The 21,482-nt window shown below is 38.5% G+C and carries 25 protein-coding genes; 2 read left to right on the forward strand and 23 right to left on the reverse strand.

Features of this window, described 5'->3' with window-relative positions:
* Positions 1-195 precede the first annotated feature (195 nt).
* From ACTNBR_RS13290 to ACTNBR_RS13335, 10 genes are all read right to left on the reverse strand, one after another.
* Positions 196-1,599, reverse strand: a complete 1,404-nt coding sequence (locus ACTNBR_RS13290) for a type I restriction enzyme HsdR N-terminal domain-containing protein (RefSeq protein WP_441018677.1) — start codon at positions 1,597-1,599, stop codon at positions 196-198.
* Positions 1,600-1,613: 14 nt separating this feature from the next.
* A complete protein-coding gene (locus ACTNBR_RS13295; RefSeq protein WP_441018679.1) occupies positions 1,614-2,969 on the reverse strand; it encodes an N-6 DNA methylase in 1,356 nt (451 codons plus the stop codon).
* A complete protein-coding gene (locus ACTNBR_RS13300) occupies positions 2,962-3,546 on the reverse strand; it encodes a hypothetical protein (RefSeq protein ID WP_441018681.1) in 585 nt (194 codons plus the stop codon). The genes ACTNBR_RS13295 and ACTNBR_RS13300 overlap by 8 nt, the downstream gene beginning before the upstream one ends.
* A complete protein-coding gene (locus ACTNBR_RS13305) occupies positions 3,543-3,896 on the reverse strand; it encodes a type II toxin-antitoxin system PemK/MazF family toxin (RefSeq protein ID WP_441018683.1) in 354 nt (117 codons plus the stop codon). Before ACTNBR_RS13305 ends, ACTNBR_RS13300 begins: the two co-directional genes overlap by 4 nt.
* Positions 3,897-4,065: 169 nt before the next feature.
* Positions 4,066-5,634 (reverse strand): MobA/MobL family protein, encoded by a 1,569-nt coding sequence (locus tag ACTNBR_RS13310; protein WP_441018685.1) that lies wholly within the window; start codon positions 5,632-5,634, stop codon positions 4,066-4,068.
* Positions 5,635-6,028: 394 nt separating this feature from the next.
* A complete protein-coding gene (locus ACTNBR_RS13315) occupies positions 6,029-7,372 on the reverse strand; it encodes a VapE domain-containing protein (protein WP_441018699.1) in 1,344 nt (447 codons plus the stop codon).
* A gap of 27 nt (positions 7,373-7,399) precedes the next feature.
* The gene (locus tag ACTNBR_RS13320) at positions 7,400-7,984 is read right to left on the reverse strand and encodes a CHC2 zinc finger domain-containing protein (protein WP_441018687.1); all 585 of its coding nucleotides are present in this window, start codon (positions 7,982-7,984) and stop codon (positions 7,400-7,402) included.
* Positions 7,985-8,195: 211 nt separating this feature from the next.
* Entirely contained in the window at positions 8,196-8,543 is a 348-nt protein-coding gene (locus ACTNBR_RS13325; RefSeq protein WP_441018689.1) for a plasmid mobilization protein, read from the reverse strand.
* The gene (locus tag ACTNBR_RS13330) at positions 8,543-9,631 is read right to left on the reverse strand and encodes a tyrosine-type recombinase/integrase (protein WP_441018691.1); all 1,089 of its coding nucleotides are present in this window, start codon (positions 9,629-9,631) and stop codon (positions 8,543-8,545) included. The genes ACTNBR_RS13325 and ACTNBR_RS13330 overlap by 1 nt, the downstream gene beginning before the upstream one ends.
* 12 nt (positions 9,632-9,643) lie before the next feature.
* Positions 9,644-9,832 (reverse strand): hypothetical protein, encoded by a 189-nt coding sequence (locus ACTNBR_RS13335; protein WP_087175032.1) that lies wholly within the window; start codon positions 9,830-9,832, stop codon positions 9,644-9,646.
* 334 nt (positions 9,833-10,166) lie between these two features.
* On the opposite strand from ACTNBR_RS13335, the gene ACTNBR_RS13340 reads away from it, so the two are divergent.
* Positions 10,167-10,688 carry a helix-turn-helix domain-containing protein gene (locus ACTNBR_RS13340; protein ID WP_441018693.1) on the forward strand — a complete coding sequence of 174 codons (522 nt, stop codon included), beginning with the start codon at positions 10,167-10,169 and terminating at the stop codon, positions 10,686-10,688.
* Positions 10,689-11,009: 321 nt separating this feature from the next.
* On the opposite strand, the gene ACTNBR_RS13345 is transcribed toward ACTNBR_RS13340, so the two are convergent.
* The 8 genes from ACTNBR_RS13345 to ACTNBR_RS13380 all read right to left on the reverse strand — a co-directional run bounded on the left by ACTNBR_RS13345 (position 11,010) and on the right by ACTNBR_RS13380 (position 16,502).
* On the reverse strand, positions 11,010-11,189 hold the full coding sequence (locus ACTNBR_RS13345) for a hypothetical protein (protein ID WP_008705291.1): 180 nt from the start codon (positions 11,187-11,189) through the stop codon (positions 11,010-11,012).
* 49 nt (positions 11,190-11,238) lie between these two features.
* Entirely contained in the window at positions 11,239-12,675 is a 1,437-nt protein-coding gene (locus ACTNBR_RS13350) for an AlbA family DNA-binding domain-containing protein (protein ID WP_073106959.1), read from the reverse strand.
* A 139-nt stretch (positions 12,676-12,814) separates the two neighbouring features.
* The gene (locus tag ACTNBR_RS13355; RefSeq protein ID WP_044924454.1) at positions 12,815-13,201 is read right to left on the reverse strand and encodes a helix-turn-helix domain-containing protein; all 387 of its coding nucleotides are present in this window, start codon (positions 13,199-13,201) and stop codon (positions 12,815-12,817) included.
* 189 nt (positions 13,202-13,390) lie between these two features.
* On the reverse strand, positions 13,391-14,164 hold the full coding sequence (locus tag ACTNBR_RS13360) for a NifB/NifX family molybdenum-iron cluster-binding protein (RefSeq protein WP_055195155.1): 774 nt from the start codon (positions 14,162-14,164) through the stop codon (positions 13,391-13,393).
* A gap of 98 nt (positions 14,165-14,262) precedes the next feature.
* The gene (locus ACTNBR_RS13365; RefSeq protein ID WP_055195153.1) at positions 14,263-14,847 is read right to left on the reverse strand and encodes a 4Fe-4S binding protein; all 585 of its coding nucleotides are present in this window, start codon (positions 14,845-14,847) and stop codon (positions 14,263-14,265) included.
* Entirely contained in the window at positions 14,844-15,044 is a 201-nt protein-coding gene (locus ACTNBR_RS13370) for a 4Fe-4S binding protein (protein WP_222891075.1), read from the reverse strand. Before ACTNBR_RS13370 ends, ACTNBR_RS13365 begins: the two co-directional genes overlap by 4 nt.
* A 119-nt stretch (positions 15,045-15,163) precedes the next feature.
* Positions 15,164-15,571, reverse strand: a complete 408-nt coding sequence (locus ACTNBR_RS13375; protein WP_227163014.1) for a hypothetical protein — start codon at positions 15,569-15,571, stop codon at positions 15,164-15,166.
* Positions 15,572-15,581: 10 nt separating this feature from the next.
* Complete coding sequence (locus ACTNBR_RS13380) at positions 15,582-16,502, reverse strand: hypothetical protein (RefSeq protein WP_028086467.1); 921 nt, start codon at positions 16,500-16,502, stop codon at positions 15,582-15,584.
* Positions 16,503-16,612: 110 nt separating this feature from the next.
* Between ACTNBR_RS13380 and ACTNBR_RS13385 the strand changes: the two genes are divergently transcribed.
* Entirely contained in the window at positions 16,613-17,296 is a 684-nt protein-coding gene (locus tag ACTNBR_RS13385) for a Crp/Fnr family transcriptional regulator (RefSeq protein ID WP_044924472.1), read from the forward strand.
* Between the two features lie 118 nt (positions 17,297-17,414).
* On the opposite strand, the gene ACTNBR_RS13390 is transcribed toward ACTNBR_RS13385, so the two are convergent.
* The 5 genes from ACTNBR_RS13390 to ACTNBR_RS13410 form a co-directional block, all read right to left on the reverse strand.
* Complete coding sequence (locus ACTNBR_RS13390) at positions 17,415-19,106, reverse strand: FAD-dependent oxidoreductase (protein WP_073106970.1); 1,692 nt, start codon at positions 19,104-19,106, stop codon at positions 17,415-17,417.
* 1 nt (position 19,107) lies between these two features.
* Positions 19,108-19,428 (reverse strand): rhodanese-like domain-containing protein, encoded by a 321-nt coding sequence (locus tag ACTNBR_RS13395; RefSeq protein WP_028086465.1) that lies wholly within the window; start codon positions 19,426-19,428, stop codon positions 19,108-19,110.
* A gap of 12 nt (positions 19,429-19,440) precedes the next feature.
* Positions 19,441-19,746 (reverse strand): thioredoxin, encoded by a 306-nt coding sequence (gene trxA / locus ACTNBR_RS13400; RefSeq protein ID WP_028086464.1) that lies wholly within the window; start codon positions 19,744-19,746, stop codon positions 19,441-19,443.
* Between the two features lie 105 nt (positions 19,747-19,851).
* Entirely contained in the window at positions 19,852-20,412 is a 561-nt protein-coding gene (locus ACTNBR_RS13405) for a sigma factor-like helix-turn-helix DNA-binding protein (protein ID WP_026650124.1), read from the reverse strand.
* 331 nt (positions 20,413-20,743) lie between these two features.
* On the reverse strand, positions 20,744-21,289 hold the full coding sequence (locus tag ACTNBR_RS13410; protein WP_026650125.1) for a hypothetical protein: 546 nt from the start codon (positions 21,287-21,289) through the stop codon (positions 20,744-20,746).
* Between the last annotated feature and the right edge of the window lie 193 nt (positions 21,290-21,482).

Genomic DNA, 21,482 nt, shown 5'->3' on the forward strand with positions numbered 1-21,482 from the left:
CTCTTGTGTTTTTAGATTTTACTAACTGCCCGGTCAGTAATAATCTAAATTTACTTGAGGTATTCTTTTTGGTCAATTCCCTTTACTCTTTAAAGTATACAGGAAGCTCCATATCCATCTTTAATACACGCTTTTTTTACTATATAGCCATTCTCAATCAATTCATCTACTGTAGGCACTATCTCTTCCTCCCTTTCATTTACACAATATGCCATTATATAGTTTTTCCCAATCCATATTTTTTTTCTTTCTTTCAACAATCATATCTTTAGTAATATAATTTGATAAATTTTTCATATCAGTATTAGTAAGGTATATTATATCCTCTAATGAATATCCATCATAGAACATGCTAACAATTAAGCAACCTTTTAGATATTTCGGCGAATAACCAGTTTCCAAATCTTCCATGTTTCCAAATTCATTTAAAGCGTCATTAACCGTTGATTCATTTATTTGTTTATACTTTCCATTGTATAACGCAACAAACAAATATCCTTTCTTTCTGCCTTGCTCTTTTTGAAAAAGTTCAAGATATTGCTTTAACATATTGTGTAATTCTATTTTTCTACCATGAACATTAATATACTTAAATGAGTTATCGAAATGTTCCCATTTCACATTTAATACTTCAGATCGTTCCAATCCAAGTGTTACACACATCAAAAAAATAACTATATTCCGTGTTGAATTTCTTTTACAACTATACATATCAATTGCCTTCGAAATATCTATATCTCTTAATCGCCTCGGAATTTTTTTATTCTCAGTCTCTAAAAAGCTTTCTAAACTTTTATTTCTATTTTCCTCGAAATTAAAATGTTGAATTTTCCCTCTCTTTTTCATCAAATAAAGCATATCAAAAATATGCGTATGATTGTTTCCAACTGTTTTTATTGATGATTGCACTCCATTTCTTTTCCGAGTACGTATAAACTCTTCAAAATCATCTTCTGCCATCCTTTCAAATACACCTTGATACTTATTATATTTCTTGGCAATAAAATCATAATAATTGTACAGGGTCGATTGATACGCACTCCATGACCTTTCAGACAACCCCTCCTCAAATTTCCATATTTTGTATTGTGCTATATCAGAAAAAAATTTTGTTGTTCCTCTCAAAAACAAATTTTCTAAACTTAAGTATTCAAAATATTGTAACTCAGTTAAATTTTTTCCTTTATTTTTGAAAATATTAAACCAAAATACAACATTAGATTTCAAAACGTCTCCGGTATTTACTGGTCCGATATCTAATTTAAAATCCAACAAAACATACTCTTGTCCATTTGTCAACAAAGCATATTCCTGTCCTCTTCCAGAAGCATAATTTTTAACTTGGGCAATGTCATTGTTTGTTAATCTATGTTCACCATTTTTCACTTCTATTAATAATGTTATTTTATCCTTAATCGGAACAATAATATCACAAAATCCTTTACTAATCTTTTCTTCTAATTTACAATTTTCTGTATCATAACCCATTAGCGGAAGAAATTTATTTAATATAACATGAAATCTAATATGTTCTTCCCTTGATTCATTTTTCCACTTATTAAATACTATTCTAAGTTGTTTTATTCTCTGGTCTATCATTCCTTAAATTCCTCTTAATTGACAAATTTACTACGTATTACTTCTAATTGCTTATCTATATCTGTAAGCCGCTTCACTAAATCATCATATTTTTTTAAATACTTCTTATTATCTTCAATGATAATTGTATCCTCAATATTTCGAGTCACATATTGTGTTGTACATAAATTAAACCCATTAGCGGCAATTTCTTCAACAGGAGCATTATAGGAAATTGCTTCTTTATCTTCTTTTGTATGAAATAGTTCAACGATCTTTATAATATTCTCATCGTTTATTATGTTTTGAGATTTATCAACTTTTTCAAAATATTCCTTCGCATTTATCATATAAATAGATTTCGTATCTTTATGTTTCTTAAGTATCAAAAGTGCAGTAGAAATTAACGTATTAGGCCATACCCCTGTCGGCAATTCAATTACAGTGTCTATATGATTTTCGATAAGAATTTTTCTAATTTCAGCCATACGACCTGATTTGAACAGTGTTCCCATCGGAACCAATACTACTGCCATGCCATCATCTTTTAAATGTGATATTACATGCCTTAATGCTATACTATCACTATTCAAAATATCCGAATAAACACAATTGTTTTGAGGAATGGATAATAAATAATCCTCTCCATACTTTGGCATAAAAGGCGGTTCAGCTACGATCCTATCATATGTTCTATCTACTATTGGATTTAAAAGAGAATCTCCACATCGGATTTTTCCTATTTTATTTCCCTTAAGTATCGTCATTACAGATGCAATAGCAAGAATACTTACATTAATATCCTGTAAAAATACAATTCCTTTATGATTCGCCACTTCATTAGCAGATACACCACAACCACAAAACCCATCATACACTAGCATATCTTCTTTACAATCTAATAGACTTTTCTCTAATTTAGAAATAGATACATTAGTAAAATACGCTCCCGTTGTTTTTCCATTTGTAGATGACAGTTTATTTAATATCTTCAATGCCACTTCGTACATCTGCCCGGAACTTTCAAAACATATTTTATCAACTTCTCCAAAAATCAACTTAGATAATTTTTCATCTACTTTATCAAGCAACCTTCCTAATTCATCAGAAATCACATTTTCTTCTATATTGAATCCCCTTTCCAGTCGAGTTACATAATTTACCAAATCAAATTTATTAATCATCTTTCCATATGTTAAAGAAAGATATCCTACAGAAAATTTTTCATCATATACGCACTCAGCATATCCCCATTTATCTTCCCTATATTTAATTTCAACATATTTTAGAAAAAAAGCACATATTAAAAACTTACACAAATCTGATATTTCTATAATACCTCTAACTTTATTTAGAATCAGCCATAATTGATCTGCTATTTTCTTATTCATTATTCATCCCCTCCTTAATGCTAGCTAATATGATATTTTCCATTAACATACTTTCTGTCTGAACCATTTCCAGTAAAATTTCCTTTTTTCTTCCACTTAATATATAAGCTTCACCTATATCTCTCATATCTTCTATAGACACTTCAGGTATTTCCAATGCTCTGATATCGGAAATCTTAATCATCGGCCTTGATGAACCAACCACTTTAGCGGTAAGCTGATTTCTAACATAACTTGTATTAAGAAATGCGGATAAATATTTAGCATCTATTAGATTATCATTTGAAATTCTTATTGTTGCACAAAATGATGGTATTACTAAACCAATATCTTTTGATGTCACATATGCCGCATCATAAGGTGTTGAAAGTTTTATAACCACATCTCCCTCCTTGGTATACTTATTTTCATCAACATCTTTTGATAATACCGCTTTACCTAAATCTTCTTTTATGATAATTCCGTTCGAAATAGCTTTTGGTGCTAAAACCTGTACAGGTTCACCATCATTATTATCCTCAGTCACTCTTGTCATAATCTGCCCAGCAATCACATCCGCAATATTTTCTAATATCATCTTACTTCCTCCTTCAAATTCAACTGCACTCCAATAGCGTTTTTAATTTGTTGCTCATAAATAGTCTTTTTGATACTACCCACTTTTTTTATTAATTTTGATTTATTGATAGATGTAATTTGTTCAGCTAATGCAATACTAGGTCTAGACAATCCACACTGTGTCATATATACATGAGTAGGTAGCTTCTTCTTTCCCAATCTACTTGTAATCGGGATTATGGTAACAACCGGCGAAAACTCATTTGCTTTATTATTCGATATAATTAAAACCGGTCTGATTCCTGACTGCAAACTGCCTTCTATATCTGCATCTAATTCAGCCGTATATATATCACCTATTCTACACATGTTATTATACCTCCTCGTCATTTGATTGTAAAGTAACTTTCATTTTCTTATTGAAATATTTTTTACGTTCTTTTTCTTGCTTTCAGATTATCACATCGTATTTTATATGTCAATATATATTTGAAATATTTTTTACGTACTGTCAATTCTATTCATCTTTTGTATTTTATTACCGTTCCATCCACTTGTCTCGCGACCTTCTCTTTTTCGGATGCTGCTCCACGATCTGTTTCTTCTCCTCCAACCGTTCATGAATACTCCGTTTCTTCCCGGTACTATTCTGCATTTCCCGTTTCTCCACATTCGGAACATTCGCCGGAATCCTCAGATACATTTTCTCCGGTTCTGGTTCCGGTGCATCCCATGCTTTTTGAGCCATCTGAACTTTCTTTATTTCCTCTTTTGCAAGTTTCATTGCCTTTGTAACTTCCAGTGCATTTTGATATCCATGTTGAGCCGGAATCAGATCCAGCGTAGCTTTTGCCTTTTCCAGTTGAACTTTTTTCGCATCGATCTTTCCTTCCAGTTCCTTCTGTTCTTTTCGGTGGAACCATTTCTTTTTCACTTCCTTCAGATCTTTTTCCAGTTTCACGATTGCTTTTTCAATAGCATAGATCTTCTGTTCCTGCTTTTTCATCTTGTTCAGAATTTGATGCAACCGCATGACTTCTGCTTCCTGTTTTTCTGAAGAAGGTCTTTCTCCTTTCGTTTTTGCCGGAAGTGGTTCTGGGGTAATATCAATCCTTACATCATGAGCAAGCAATGGATTCCCTTCCGAATCTCTATCGCAGTATTTTGTCTCCCGCAGAAATTCTACAAATCCCCTCAGGTATCCGACTGCTTTCTGAAGAATAACGGTAAATAGTTTCGGATCCTGCCCATGTTCCCGGAGTGACTCCTCCACCGGTTCATCAATCTGTGATTGCTTTGCTGTCATTACATCTACTTCTGATGCGCCTGTAAGTAATGCCCGATCTACATTTCGGTTCCATTCCTGTCGGAGATAATTATCCGCCCTGATCTCCGCTTCTTTGGGATTGTTTTTCCCAATCTTTTTAGTAGCAAGATAGGGACCGCCTTTCTGAAATACCTGCAGCTTCTCATTTTCATCTTTCACAATCTCATTGATGACATCCGTCATGACCTGCTTCACATTTTCAAGAAATGCATTGGACTTAAATTCCTCTTTCTTTGGCTGAAAGAAATTTGTCTCATACACTTCCCCTTTTTTGATAATCTTACATCCGGGTCTGAAATTTCCGTCCTCATCGAGGATTTCCTTTTTCGTCCGCACATGCTTTCCGGATTCATTATAAAACATATTTCTGCTTGCAACTTTCCGTTCCACTTCCTGCCGGATCTCCCGCTCGGAGAAGATCAAATGAATATGCAGATTGGTTTTGCTCTTATTGTGATGCAATGCCGCACAGCATCCCACATCATATTTCTCCAGGAAAACCGAAGTTATGTACTTCAGCAACAGTTCATGGTCATACTCGATCAGGCTCGGCGGTAACATGATAATCAATTCCCTGGCTTCAATACATGTTCCCTCCGTTCCACTTTTTGCAAAGTCCCGCTGATTCTGTTCCGCAAGCAGATCCCAGTAGCTGTCCTCCACATTGGAAAAGACAGCATACAGATTTTCCTGCCGCTTGGAGCTGCTGATATAATCCACTCTACCTTTTACATCATGCAGCTTGCTTTCCATCACAAAACTATGATTTCGCCTGTTCACACTTCCTCCTTTCCGGCGGATACGCTGCCAAATAAAATCGTTATCGGAATTGACCGCCATAGCATTCTCAAGTCATGCAAAACGCCCCTGCGAGGCCTTCCGGGAGGACGAAAAACACAGAGTATAAGCTTTAGCTTGTGCGATGGGTGTATTTCGCTCTCAATCGCCGAGGGCTCTTTTTGTCATACCCGGATTATTCTATCTCTTTTGATGACTGGTTATTTCTAATTGGCGATCCGCCATTTTCATTTATGCCTGTATCCGGGCTGTATATTGTTTCTGCTTTATTTTCAAAGTTTTTTCGCTCCTGTTCACACTTTCCTGTTCACATTCCACCCGGATATTTGTGAACAGAAACCTGTGAACAGGGTTAAAAACATTTTAAAAGTAATACTTAATCAAAGGGAAGTTCCATGTTTTCATCCACTTTCAAGAATCCCTCCTCATCTTTTTTCGGCTGAATCCGTTTCCACGACCTCTGAGTTCCGATTGCTCCACCAAATCTGTGATTGCCATGTTTCGTCCAGCCAACGATTTCATTATCCATCAAATCGCCGATTTCCTTGGATTGCCATTTGGGTACGATTCCGTCCTGATGAAATACCTGCTGATAGATAATTGTCGAACACACATAATCTTCTTCGTATGCATCAAGGAACGCCTGAATCATACCTGTCTGGGTATCTTCCGGCATGAATTCTCTCTGAAGCAGCTTAACGTGATCCTCCATCTCCGGTGAAAAAGTCAGCGGATAATTTCTGCTTCGATAGATTTCCATTGCCTCTGCCCATGCCTGGATAATGTATAATCTGGATTCTGCTTCATTTTCATAAATGGTGGTTTCCGCTTTTTCCGGAAATACTCTGACCGGGGCAAATCTCCGGTTCCCTGTACGGTCAAATGGAAGAAAATTCAAGTCATTGGAAGTGCCGCAAAAGATACACTGTCGATATCTGTCCTCTGCACGCCTTTCGTATGGAATGCGATAAATATCCTTCTGCCGGCTCAGGAACGATTTCGTCTCTTCGATACTTCTGGCATTTGCCACCGCATTCATTTCTGACATTTCCACGATCCAGTGTCCCTGCAGATATTCATAAACCTTCTTATCATCGATTCGTTTCATATCGTCGGTAAACCATTCATCTTTGATTGCCAGATAACGGAAGAACGTAGACTTTCCGGTTCCCTGACCTCCGACTAGACAGAGCATGATGTCATATTTGGCTCCCGGCTCATACAGTCTGCGGATAGCTCCCATCATATGCATCTTCATCACTTCTCCGGTATAAGCAATGTCCTCTGCTCCAAAGAAATGTGTCAGCATATGCTGGATTCTTGGTATCCCATCCCATTTCAGGTTTTCCAGATATTGAAGTATCGGATGAAAACTGTTTTCATTCGCCACGATATCTATCGCTTTTGCAATTACACGGTCGCTGGTCAGTCCATAATTCTTTTCCAGATATAAAGCCAGATTGTTCATATCGGTATCGGTCATATGGACACCTCGCCTTTTCCAGGGCATTTTCTTCCTAATGTCAATCTGACACGTCATTTCATTTCTGCAGATGGCTCCTTTCAGACAAGGGTCATGCTCCAACGCATATTTGCAGTTCTGAATGGACTGACGGATTTTCCCTTTTTCCGTGGTATCCAGCCGTTCCCGGATATCCTCCACGGTCAGAAGTTCCGTTTCCACAATCTCCTCTAAGTTCTGCAAGGACTCCTCGCTCATATTCTGCAATTCTCTGTTCATACCGCTTCACCTCCTCCCTTCCGTTCCGGAAAAATCCAGAATCTCTTCATCCGTTCCAAACATCAGCATGTCCACCAGATAACGGATCTTACTTTCATTCTGTAAAGCTTCGGCAAATAGCGGATGCCATTCCTCTTCCGTGGATTCCGGCTTGTAAAACTCCTTCCAGAATTCCATCCATCGCAGATACCGCAGCAATACATTCGCAGCATCCTTTGCCCATTTATCAATTTTCTTTTGAACAAATTGAATCCGTTCCTCTTTTGTTGGAACCTTCTCTTTTTTTCTGACATCTGAATTTTGTTTTCTTCTTATCTCTGGCTGTCCGATTGGAATTCCCATAGAAAAATCTTCATTGATCTTCTTCGCTGCTTCAAACTGGGATAATCCAAACAGCACTGCCACATAATTGACTGCATCTCCTTTTGCCCCACAGGCAAAGCAGTAATAATTCCGATCAATCTTCATACTGGGATGCTTGTCATTATGAAAAGGACAGCACACCATCCCATTACGTCGCACTTTTAAGCCATATCTCTCTGCCACCTGCCTTGCGGTGACACGTTCTTTCATTTCCTGAAAAATGTTCATGTACGTCCTCCTGTATCCTTTGTAATCAAATTCCGTAATTTTCCCTCTTTCCGTTACAGGAGAACTTTGCTATACTACACATAAAGCTATATGCGTATAGGCAGACTTCTCCCGTAAGGATTGAATTTTTGTCTATGAGGCTTTACCAGAGCCTGCATAAGTTTTGTTTAGTGTCGAAATGTCCTTGTTACCAGCAGGGGCATTTTCTTTTTTAAGGCTGTTCCGGGAATCCCACATGCTGCGGTTCCTCCTTCATTCCATTCAATGTCACAGCAACCATCTGGATTGTTTGAAGCAGTTCTTCATTTTCTTCACTGCACACTTCCAACCGTTTCAGTTCTCCGTAAATCTGCTGCATCTGATTTTTCAGAGCTTTGTACACTCTCGGATTTCCCTGCACAGTCACTTCCCAGTCCATTAACTTTCTCAGGATGTACTCCTGTTTGCTAAGCCCGGATAACGCCACCATGCGGTCAATCATTTTTGCTTCTTCCTCGGATACCCGGAATCCCACTGTCCGGTTTCTCCATCGTCCTTTTGCATCTAACGTTCTCTCCATCAGATTTCATCCTCCTTCTCCATCCGCTCCACATCCAGTTTATTCGCCATCTCCGTCTGTACCGTTGGAAACAAATGTGCATACCGATACGTGATTTTTTCTGCTTCATGCCCCACACGGTTTCCAATGGCAAGAGCAGTAAATCCCATATGAATCAGCAGGGAAACATGGCTGTGGCGGAGATCGTGGATTCGGATAATCGGAACTCCTGTCTCTTTGCATCCCCGTTCCATTTCATGTTTCAGATAAGATTTAGAAAACGGGAAAATACGCTGATCCGATGCCAATGAATAATACATCTGAAAATAGTCCAGCATTTCTTCACAGAGAAACTCCGGCATCACAACGATCCGATTACTTTTTGCTGTCTTTGGCGAAGTAATAATATCCTGCTTTTTCATCCGGTGATACGTTTTATTGATCCGTACCGTCTGTTTCTCAAAATCAAAATCTGATCGTGTAAGGGCAAGCAACTCCCCTTCCCGAATTCCGGTCCAGTACAACATCTCAAAGGCATAATAGGATCTGGGCTTGTCCATCATTGCCTCAGCAAATATCAGATACTGTTCCTTTGTCCAGAATTTCATTTCCTTTGGAACCTCTTTTCCCATACTTCCTGCCTGTCTTGCCGGATTTCTGGGCAGATTATAATAGTTCACCGCATGATTGAAAATTGCTGTAAGCTGTGCCTGAATCGTTTTCAGATAATCCACGGAATAGGGCTTGCCCTTTTCATCCCGGTATGCCATCATCTCATTCTGCCAGGCAATCACATCCGCCACGGTGATCTCGCTAATCTTCCGTTTTCCAAAGTAAGGAAGGATTTTTGTCCGCACAATGTGGCTTTTCGTCTCAAATGTACTTTCCTTTACCCTCTGACGTTTATACTCGGAATAAATCTCATAAAAGCTCTCAAACGTCATATCCAGCTTATTTCCTTTTCGGAGCATCATCTCATGTTCCCATGCAGTCGCTTCCCGTTTGGTCTTGAAGCCACGTTTCTGCGTCTGCTTTCTTTCCCCGGTAAAATCGGTGTACCGGAACACCACTCTCCATGTACCTTTGTCTTTCTCCTGATATACAGCCATCTTAAGTACCTCCTATTTTTCTTCATAAAATAATTTTTTCTTGAAATAATTGGCATCCACACGCCCCGGCACTGTAATCAGTCCCATTCCACTGAGTTCTTTATTCAGCTGGCGGATAATCTGGTATGCCTTTGACTGCTTGACCTGTAAAATATCCATTACCTCTTCTGCAGTCAGAAATCCATTCTTTAATTCAGACATTCCATTCACCTCCTTCCGCATCATCTTCGAGGAAAAACCCCTCTACTTATCCAAATTTTCAAGGCATCTTATACAACCTCGCTTTCAAATTTTCTTTAACTTAACTTTATTTAGTTAGGTTTTAACCGTATTATATTAACCATTTTCCGTTAAGTCAAGTGGTTTGAACATCAGTAATTAAATTTTTTTGTTTAAGTTTTTCTTGCGTCTTATTTTTCCATATGCTATACTGATTTAAACAAATATCGTTAATCACCAGTTCCTATTCATTGCACCACGGTAGGAACTTATATTCAAAAATGGATAAAAGATTTCAGGAAAAGGAGAGATCCCTATGGCATTTGGAAAACGTATTAAATTTTTCAGAAACAGAAAAGGCATGAAGCAGAAGGAGCTTGGCGAACTTCTTGGATTCCTTGGAAAGACTTCGGATGTTCGTGTGGCGCAGTACGAGACAGAAGCCAGAACCCCTAAAGCTGATCTGGTCAAAGAAATGGCACAGATCTTCGATGTCAGCACCAGAGCCATCAATGTTCCGAATATTGACTCCTATCTTGGTCTTATGCACACCCTCTTTGCACTGGAAGATATGTATGGCATCAAGATCGGAGAGATTGACGGAGAACTCTGTCTTCGGCTTGACCGGGAACACAAAGAATATCAGCATCTGTTTGAACCTTTTCATGCATGGCAGCAAATGACTGCAAAACTGGAATCCGGAGAGATCAGCCAGGAAGAATACGATAACTGGCGATATAACTATCCGGAACTGGACACCTCCAAGATTCGGGCAAAGGTTCCGTCTCAGGAACTCTCTGACGAACTCATCAAGGCACTGAAAAAAGAAAATCAATAAAGAAATGCAAAAAAACCTTACTGACTGCTCTTTCCAATTTTGGAAACAGTTCATCAGTAAGGTTTTTATGTTATAGAAATAATATTTTATTCAACGGATATTGCAGGAATGTTGCCAATCCGTTGCCAAAAAATAACGGAATTTGCTTGGAACCCGCATAAATACCGGGTCTATTTTTGCAAAATCCTATTCAAACTCCTTTGCGGACTGCGTTTCATGACACGCAAAGGCTGTTATTAGAGGTTTATATTTCGAACGTGCGTTCTGTTTTTGTGTTTTTCGCACCGCTTATGAAGAAATAAACTCCAAAATAACTCCATTTTACTCTTTATTATTTTGTTGTTCTTCTCTTGCGTAAAGAATGTCCAACGCCTGGAATATTACATTACTCATAGTCTGATAATGTCTCTCTGCATAAGATACTAGCTTTTCTTTTTGCTCTGGTGACATCCTAATTCTCAGACTAGAATCTTTGCCGTCTAATGATGGTTTTCTAGGCATCTTTCTCTCCTCCTTACATTTCATAGTTTAACACGAATTGATACAAGTGTCAATCTCGTTTTGTTAATATCACCCATTTCCCTTTTTGGCTACTTCCCTGCCTCTTCAGATAATTCTTTTCCTTCAATTTGGTTATATAATACTTCACACTAGCAAGATTCCAATCTAACGCATTAGCCATTTCTTTCTGCGTGATTGAAGGTTGCATACGTACAAGATTCAGAATTTCTATTTCTTTCTCACTCAGTACATTTTCATCTTCCACTTGGTCTAATCTCTCTAAATCTTGGTTAGCTTGGTTAGTAGCTTGGTTAGCTTGGTCAGTTATTGGATTGACTCGGAACAACTCTACCCGAAACATATTATCAAATTCCTGAAATCTCGGCTTTGGAAGTCCATACTCTTCTGCAGCATTAAGGATTCTTTTTATTCCGCTTCCCCATGCCTCTACAAGTCCCATCTGACTGAATATATTGGCAATGCCTTTATTCCTGATCTTCGAATGACCATTCATGACTTCCTCATAAGTTAATCCGTTATATAATCCACCCGGAGATGTCACCTCCAATCTGTCATCATAAACTGCGACCTGAATACAGGATTCATCTAATAGGTTACGGTGACAATGGGCATTAATAATCATTTCCCTGATTGCTTCCGGTGGTAACTCATATTTCTCTTTTCGCACCAATCCGTCAATTGTTGCTCCAAGCCGAATATTTCTCAATACAAAATCTACTGCTTCTTCGATTTGTGTATAGATTGGTCCTGTAAATTCTCTCTTATCCAGAAACATTGCACGATCTGTTCCCTTGAATACCGCACATTGTGTTTTGGAGAATGAAAAATAATCCGATGTCAGCAACGCATAGGCATTCGTTGCCAGAAGCTGTCCCTCGCTCTGCTTCAAAATTTTCCAGTTTATCAGCTGCTCTTTCTTTACAGAATGTTCTGACATTCCTGCTTTCTTCCGGAACTTTTCAATATCCTGACAAAGTTTCTCTGTTGCTTCCTCTGAAACAGGATAACCCACACAAGTAAGCTCATCCCATGAGATTCTGGCCCCTTCCATTTCCAGTTCTTTTATCTTCTCCGGAAATGCCTGTCTTGATGTACCTGCTACACGGATATAAGTGCCATTATCTTTTCCCTTTGATTTTAGATAATACGGTCTGTTCTTTCCAGCTTCTACTGATACAACAATGACCGTTTTCCCGTCTACTGTCTGTGGCTCAATATCAGGAATGATCTGTGGCACACAGGAATCAGAAACTGCATTGGCAATTCCATCCATCAGCTGAAACAACACATCATTTTCCACACCAACAATCTGGTGTGTTTTATCATCTACTCCAACAATCAGCTTGCCACCTTGTGTATTGGCAAAAGCTACGATTGTCTTCATGTACTTTTCACTTTTATCAGGTAAGGATACCTTGTACTCAATATTTTTCGATTCCCCGGAAAACATAGTATCTTCTACCATTCTTTCACTCCTACTCTATACTCGCACCACTGGTACGAATAATTCTATTTCCAGAGCAATCTTCTCTGGATCATTAACACTATTATACGTTCTATTCTTCTTTTCTATCAAGCAAGAAAACAAAACAGTTCATTTCTTCTTACCATTTTCTTCTGTTCTTTTTTGATGCCAGATAAAGTCTCGTCATCTCATCCATGAAAATAGTTTTGTCCTCATTGGTCATAGTTCCACTGGCAAATAAAGCAGCTACCTGTTCAAGAATCTGCCTTGCCTGTTTAGCACCAGCATATTCACTTGGCTCATCATTACCCAAGCACACGGTTTCATTATCATTCATAAGATAAGAAACCTGACACTGAAATGCATCTGCCAGTTTTTGATATAAACTACTCTGCTTCGGATATCGTCCTTCAACTTCCCAAGATCGAATTGTTCTATGAGAAACGCCCACCATATCACCCAGCTTTTGTTGAGTCATTTTTTTCTCTTTTCGCAACTTCCTAATTTTATCACCAAATGTTGTCATAAGTATACATCTTTCTCCTATGAGTTTTGTACATGCTTTATTTTTCTAACCACAATAAAAGTATATCATTATGCAAATAAAAAGAGAACCCGACATCACAAGCAAATTTGATGATGCGGGTTCCCTTCCCTCTTTATAGATCAATACCTTTTATTTTTTCATCTTATGATCCGATGGCAATCTCACTTCTTAATGACAACTGTGGCTTCCACATCCATGCTCGCCACATGTATGTCCTTCCCCGTTGTTGTGCTCGTGATGAGAACATTTCACATCCGGATTATACTCAAGTGTTTCATTGATAAAAGCTTCTACTGCTTCATCCGCATCTCCGGAAACTCCTCCGAAAAGCTTGATGCCTGCTGCCGCTAACGCTGTCTGTGCGCCGCCTCCAATTCCGCCACAAATCAAAACGTCTGCATTCAATGCATTAAGAACTCCTGCCAATGCGCCATGTCCACTTCCATTCGTATCTACTACTTCTGAATGTACTACTTTTCCTTCCTCTACATCGTAAATCTTAAATGTCTCTGTGTGTCCAAAGTGCTGGAAAATCTGTCCATTTTCATATGTTACTGCTATTCTCATGATACCTTCTCCTTTTTCTGCTGCATATTTTTTGTAAATTTCCTGTTTGTAACATCCTCCAAAGCTGCAGTTGCCGCTCTGACCGTCACAGATTCTGAAATCTCCGCCCTCAATTTTGAGTGGATGCCCGTCGATAAGTGCATCTGCAATCTTTTTCCTGGCGATCTCGTAAATTCGCTGGACCGTTGTTCTTGCGACTTGCATAGATGCTGCACACTGCTCCTGACTGTAACCTTTCTTGTCCAAAAGACGGATTGTCTCGTACTCATCTACCGTTAGAACAATGGGTGTTTTTTTCTCAGTATCATCTGCCGGAAGAAATTCTAAAACATTGGGGAAATGACAGACTTTTCTGCATTTTACTGGTCTCGGCATAAACTGCTCCTTTCTCGCTTTTCTTATATAATAGCCCTATAAAAGGCATATGTCAATAATGTTTTTGACATATGCCTTTTATGAATCACCTTATAGTATTACTTCTTTTCATTATTTTTTAATTTACAGATACCCTGCGTCATTGTTCCCATTGGACAAAATGTACACCAGGTTCGTGGCTTATATAACACCATTACGATCAACCCTAACAACAAAGATGTAAGCATCAAACTATAAAATCCAAAACTAAACTGTGCCACCCAATCAGCTACTGTTCCGGCAGTGTATGTCCATCCCCACGGAACACGGAAGGTCCAGAATAATTTGATGGCTTCACGCAAGGATGATGATCCGGCACCAACTAAATATGTCTGAAATACCATATTCCCAAACATTGTAAGGAAAAATATCAAAAAGCCGTATCGGAACCATTTTGAACTCATCCATCGCGGGGTTGGTTTATTTCTTGAGCATTTTAAATCCCCACCGAGCTTACTAAAAAGCTGGCCACGTCCACACAAATGATTACAGAAAAATTTATTTTCACCGAATATCGCTATTCCTAACGGCAACAGGAAATCAATCATCCCAAACCAAGCAAACAAAATATTAAAAAAACCGAGAGCAAAATAAAGGATCGCCCATATCCATAAATAATCATACCAATGTTTCTTTTTCTTCACATCGCTGTCCTCTCTTTCATTTCAATACAACCTGCCGGACAGGACTTTGCACATTTTCCACATCCTACACACACTGTTTCTTCTACCACAGCATAACATCCATGGTAAACTTTGACAGCTGCCAGCGGACAAGTATTTTCACATACTCCGCAGGCAACACATCTTTTTTTATCGACACTTGCCATTCTTTTTGCCAATGCTTTGTTCCCCTTTCAAATTTTGTATCTCTATTGTACCTGAAAAAGGTAAATCCTTCTGTGATATTATTACATAAGAATTTACCTTGAACGCTAATCATTACAATGACATATTTTTATTATACATTACCTTTATATTTATATATGATGTTTAGAATTTCCTCAGTTGTTCGAATAATTTCTTTTTGTTTTTCTTTCATTGTTATAGATTTGCTTTCTTCTTCAGCTAACGAAGAGTAAAGGTGAATGGTATTAGCATGATTCCATATCTCATCGTAAATTTTCTCGATTTCATCAGCACTCCGAAATGCCTGGTCTGTTTGCATTTGCAAGTGTTCTCGTTGCTCTTCCAGATGATTCATCCGTTCTTGTAACTGATCCCTTTCTTTCTGCAATCGATCATGTTGTGCTTGCAGTTGATCTATTTGTATTTTAATTTCGCTCATCTTTTCTTTCTGTCTCCGCATAAGCATCATCAAATATACAACTACAACTACAAATACAAATAATAGTATTATGTACAGCATAAACTTCTCCTCACGACACATATATTTCGACGGTTTTCCGCAAATCAACTATTGATAATGGCATAGAAAGAACAGTTAGTTTTCCTGAATTCTTTTTAATTTCAACAGCATCAGGATTGCCTGTGATTAAAATTACAGGTGTTGTCCTGTCCGCACGCCATGGCTGATTCGGTTGGCTCGTCATATCTTCGGTAACAATCCAAAGATCCGGCTTATGTCTGCCTAATCTTGTTTTAGCACTTTCCGGTGTGTAAAACAGCATGATCTGATCTGAAATAAATTGCAATGTTTCTTTTAATCCTTTTGCATAACGTTCACTGCCACAGACCAGTGCAATAATAGAAGCAGCTTTCTTTTTTTGTGTTACCTGAATAAAATCCAAAACTGGTGTATTATAGAGACTAAAGTCTTTTTCCAAATGAACTTTATCATAATAACTCTTTGCTGCCTTGCACATCCTCAGACAAAACTGTTCTATGTCTATACGAATATCGTTTCCGTTCTCCTGTATGTTCATACTTTCCAACTGACAAACTGACATTCCACAGTTTAGTCCAAGATGAAAGCGTATATTATTTTCATCATTCAAAAATCCTTTATTTTGATGAAGATATTCACATCGAAGCTGCCAACAGCGTTCTCCGCAAATATATGGCTTTTCATCGGATTGAGATAGTTTAAAGTAGTCCCCTGCATATTCATCAAACCAGCGAATATACTGGGTTCCCACATCACGGGTCGGATTCTTTTGCCGATCCAGCATAACCCGGCCATCTCGATAATGTTTAACAATTTCCGGGAAAGCAATACCTCCGCAAATATCTGGCAAAGTCAATGCCAATGCCAGTGCAGACTGCCATCGTCTATCTACAATATTCAGTTCTACTTCTTCAATTCGGTCCAAAAATGTAAAACTGACATCTCCCTGCATTATTTATCCCTCCCTCATATTCACAACAGTCATGTACTATAGTCAGTATATTTTTATTTATGGCATATGTCAATTATATAATTGACGCATCTAAAAAAAGTAAGTATACTATGTTCGTAAAGGAGATAACTGTTATGAGCTTCGAAAATTATTTTCCACTATGGAATGACTTAAATACAGCACAGAAAAAAGTAATTTCAGACAATTTGATTACACGGGATGTAAAAAAAGGAACGATCATTCACAACGGAAACCTGGATTGTACTGGATTATTACTGGTTAAATCCGGGCAGCTTCGAACTTACATACTTTCAGATGAAGGACGAGAAATTACACTTTACCGCCTGTTCGATATGGATATGTGTCTTTTATCCGCCTCATGTATCATGCAGTCCATTCAATTTGAAGTAACCATTGAAGCAGAAAAAGATACTGATCTTTGGATCATCCCTGCTGAAATCTATAAGGACATCATGAAGGAATCGGCTCCCGTCGCAAACTATACCAATGAATTAATGGCTAGCCGTTTTTCTGATGTCATGTGGCTGATTGAACAGATCATGTGGAAGAGTTTGGATAAGCGTGTTGCTTCATTTCTTTTAGAAGAGACCTCTATCGAAGGAACAAATGAACTGAAAATCACTCACGAAACTATCGCAAACCATCTTGGTTCCCACAGGGAAGTGATCACTCGAATGCTTCGATACTTTCAGGGCGATGGTCTCGTCAAACTCTCACGCGGCAAAATCACCATCCTTGATTCGAAAAGACTGGAAACACTACAAAGATCATAAAACTGTTTTTCTATGACATCTAAAGAATCCTCCATTTATCAGAATTGTGAAAGTCATTCTAATAAATGGGGGATCTTTTTACGCTACAAGTAAATTATAAAATTATTGTGATTATTTTTTAATAATCCATACCACATGCATATGCCCTTTCAATCAACGCACGGTCATTAACCACTGCATCATAGAAGCGGAATCCACCGGAGAAGTTGTATGTTTCATAACCGTTTCCTTCCAGAATACGGCTGGCAATGTAGCTGCGCAGACCACTTTGGCATATCAAGTAAACAGGCTTTCCCTTCTCAATTTCATTGATACGTTCCCTTAGTTCATCTACAGGAATATTTCTGAATCCATCCATATGCCCCCTGTTAAACTCACCTACAGTTCTCACATCCAGCAATACAACACTTTTATCTTTAGAAATCTTATCCATATCTTCCAGATGCCATTGTTTTAAGGTACCTTTTGCTATATTGTCTATCATGAATCCTGCCATATTTACAGGATCCTTGGCAGAGGAATACGGCGGTGCATATGCAAGATCCAGATCTTTCAGCTGGGTTGCCTTCAGCCCTGCATGAATTGCTGTTGCCAGCACATCAATACGTTTATCAACTCCTTCATATCCAATAATCTGAGCACCAAGCAAACGATAAGTCTCTTTTTCAAAAACCACCTTCATGGTCATCACTTTTCCACCAGGATAGTAACCGGCATGACTCATAGGAGAAAGAATTACTGTATCTACATCTAATCCTGACTTTTTGGCATTGGTTTCATTGATACCTGTAGTGGCTGCTGTCATATCAAATACTTTGATAACGGAGCTTCCCTGACTGCCCAGGTAACGGCTGTCACCACCACAAATATTATCAGCGATGATCCTGCCCTGCTTGTTGGCTGGTCCGGCCAAAGAGATCAGCGCATCATCACCCGTAACATAATGTTTTACCTGAACTGCATCACCTGCTGCATAAATATCCGGTACAGAAGTTTCCATTCTGTCATTCACTACGATACTTCCCTTGATGCCAAGTTCCAGACCAGCTTCTTTTGCTAATGCTGTGTCTGGTGTAACTCCGATTGCCAGCACCACCATATCAGCCTGAAGGGATGGATTATCTTTTAATAGAACCTCTACTCCATTGTCCTTTTCTTTAAATCCTTCTACTGTATAGCCCAGTACCAGTTTTATCCCATGCTTTCTCATTTCATTATGGATCATGGATGCCATATCCGGGTCAAATGGGTTCATCAGCTGCTTAGGCCGCTGGACAATTGTAACATCCATGCCAAGCTCCCTCAAATTTTCTGCCAGTTCCAGACCAATAAAACCGCCACCTGCCAATACAGCCGATTTTGGATGATTCTTATTTATATATTCCTTTATCCGAAAAGTGTCTTCTACAGTACGAAGTGTAAAAAGTTTATCCATACCTACTCCGGGAAGTCTCGGCTGTGTTGGCTTTGCACCTGGAGAGAGGATCAGCTTATCATAGTTTTCTTCAAATATCTCACCATTCTCTAAATTTTTCACTGAAACCGTTTTTCGTTCCGGATGTATGGAGATAACTTCATGATGAATTTTCATGTTAATACGGAATCGTTTAAAAAAACTCTCTGGTGTCTGTAGTGTAAGTTCTTCCGGGTCTGTGATCACGTCTCCGATATAATATGGAAGCCCACAATTCGCATAGGATATGTATCCGGATCTTTCAAACACAGTAATTTCTGCATGTTCATCCAATCTTCGTATTCTTGCTGCAGCTGTAGCTCCTCCGGCTACACCGCCTACGATTATTACCTTCATCTTATTTTTCCACCTTTCCTGAATAAGCAGCAATGCCACCAATATTATTTACTTTAGAATATCCCATTCGTTGCAACATCCCAGTTGCTTGACGACTTCGGGCTCCGGAATAACAGTATACAAACAGCGGTATTTCTGTATTCTTCACTACCGAAACAACATTGTTAAGTTGTTGCAATGGCACATTTTTACTTTCTGGTATATGCCCTTCCTGATATTCCTGCGGCGTACGAACATCCAGCAGAACTGCACCAGCAGTCTTTTTATATTCCTCTATCCCTTGATTAATATTCGCCTGTTTTAAAAAATCAAAAAATCCCATTAACGCACCTCCTTAAAGCATCTCTAAGATTGCCTTCTTAGGTCTTGCCCCTGAAACTTTTGTTACAATCTTCCCATTCTTCATAACCACCAAAGTTGGAATACTCATAATACCAAATTTACTTGCCAGTTCTGGCTGCTCATCCACATTGATCTTTCCAACTTTGATATCAGGGCGTTCACTTGCTATCTCCTCTATGATAGGAGCCACCATACGACAAGGAGCACACCAAGGAGCCCAAAAGTCTAAAAGAACGGTTTTCTCGGAATCCATTATTTCATTCTGAAAATTATTTTTATTGATATTAATAGCAGACATTTTACAGTCCTCCTTGTTTTTTCTTTTGTGGCTTTATTATAATCTGAAATTCATTTGTTTTCTGTGATATCATCACATTATTATCATGATTAATTTTTAACTAATTTATTTTTTCATCTTATGATCTGATGGCAGTCTCACTTCTCCGGTCCTTTTCTTCATAATCGAGTTCTGTGTCTCCATCTGTGTTGGAATATAATCGCTTTCCTGCAGAAATGCACCTGCCGCCTCAGCATATGATTCATATCCAGCTGCTTTCATCCTCTTCAACATTTTTGCCAAAGCACTGTTCTTGTCTCTACTCACCTGACGTGTGCTGATGCCCAGTTCCTCTGCTGTTTCTTTAACCTGTTTTCCCATGATAAAATAATCGCTCACGATTTTCTTTTCTTTCTCTGTCAGATCGCTGAAGAGTTCTTTAAAGAAGATCTCAGTTGTAATATCCGATGCAATGTCACGTCCACTATCTGCGATAAAGTCTGTCGCACAACCGTTTTCTGATTCTAATCCACAAAATAATACTGTATTATTTCTCTGATGCTGCTGATCAAACATATAATGTTCCTTATTATAAAAAATATTAAGAACTTCCAGCTCTTCTGCTGTAATATTAGCGTATTTCACCTTCTGATATCTGTCGTAAAATGTGTATTTTCTTTCTTCCATGATTGTTTCTCCGATTTGTCGTTTTTGTTGATTTGATTTGTGACAAATCGAAAATCATGGATATCTGGCATAATGCCTGCCTCTTCCCTGCATCTTGATATGCTCTTCCTTTCCGGCATCTACCTGTTAAAAAGGAAGCTTTTTCAAATCTGCAACCTGTTTTTGGGTATAAAAAAAGGCCATGCCCTTCCGGGCACAGCCTGACGCCTTAAAATTTGAGAAAAGAAAAACCTCCGCAAACATTACGTCTGCGAAGGTCTATTTCTCTCAGCATATCAATTCTAACATGCACGTATTTTCATTGTAATACCATTCACATGCCAGTTTACTGTCAGTTCACTGCCACTTTACTTCCACTTTTCTTCCAGTTTATTTCCTCCATCTTATTCTGTATCTTTTCCGGACGTGTAAATGCCCAGAGCATTGTTGCATACAAACGGATTGCTTTCTTACGGTTTCGATAATAAGTAGTGCTTGGCATATCATCCAGCATCAGCATCACATCTTCATTGGTATTTCCTGCTTCAAAATATCTATATTTCAAAAGCCGATAATACAGCTGTCCATTTTTTGGATAATCCCTCAAAGCTATCAGGGAATCTCTCATGATTTCCAGCAAACAGAGATTCATATCATTATTCAGAAGCTTTTCCTGGATTCTGCGTTTCTCTGCAGTCGCATCGAAATCTACCAGATCATATAACATTTCCTTCAGATGCTTCCCTTCCTCTGCATACATTTCATAATCTATATCCACAAGGTTCTTCTCAATACGGAACATTACTTTAGTATACTGACTCAGCAATAATTCCGTATTCTTATAAGCATCCTCTGCCACTTCTTCCATATTGATAAACATATCCTGTATTCTCTGCATAATTGTCCTCCTTCCCGACCGCTTCCGCAGCCAGACCAATCATTGTATTGTTTGTTCCATTCACAGTCTGTCACTGTCCTAACATCTCTTCATGCAGATTCCGCAGAAATATCCGCTGTGGGATAGCTTCTATTTCTGGCTGATCGGCAACTGTATGATCTATTGAAAGCAATCGGTTCTCACGGGAAAGGAT

The organism is Bariatricus sp. HCP28S3_F11 (genome assembly GCF_052065395.1).
Lineage (GTDB): Bacteria > Bacillota > Clostridia > Lachnospirales > Lachnospiraceae > Allocoprococcus.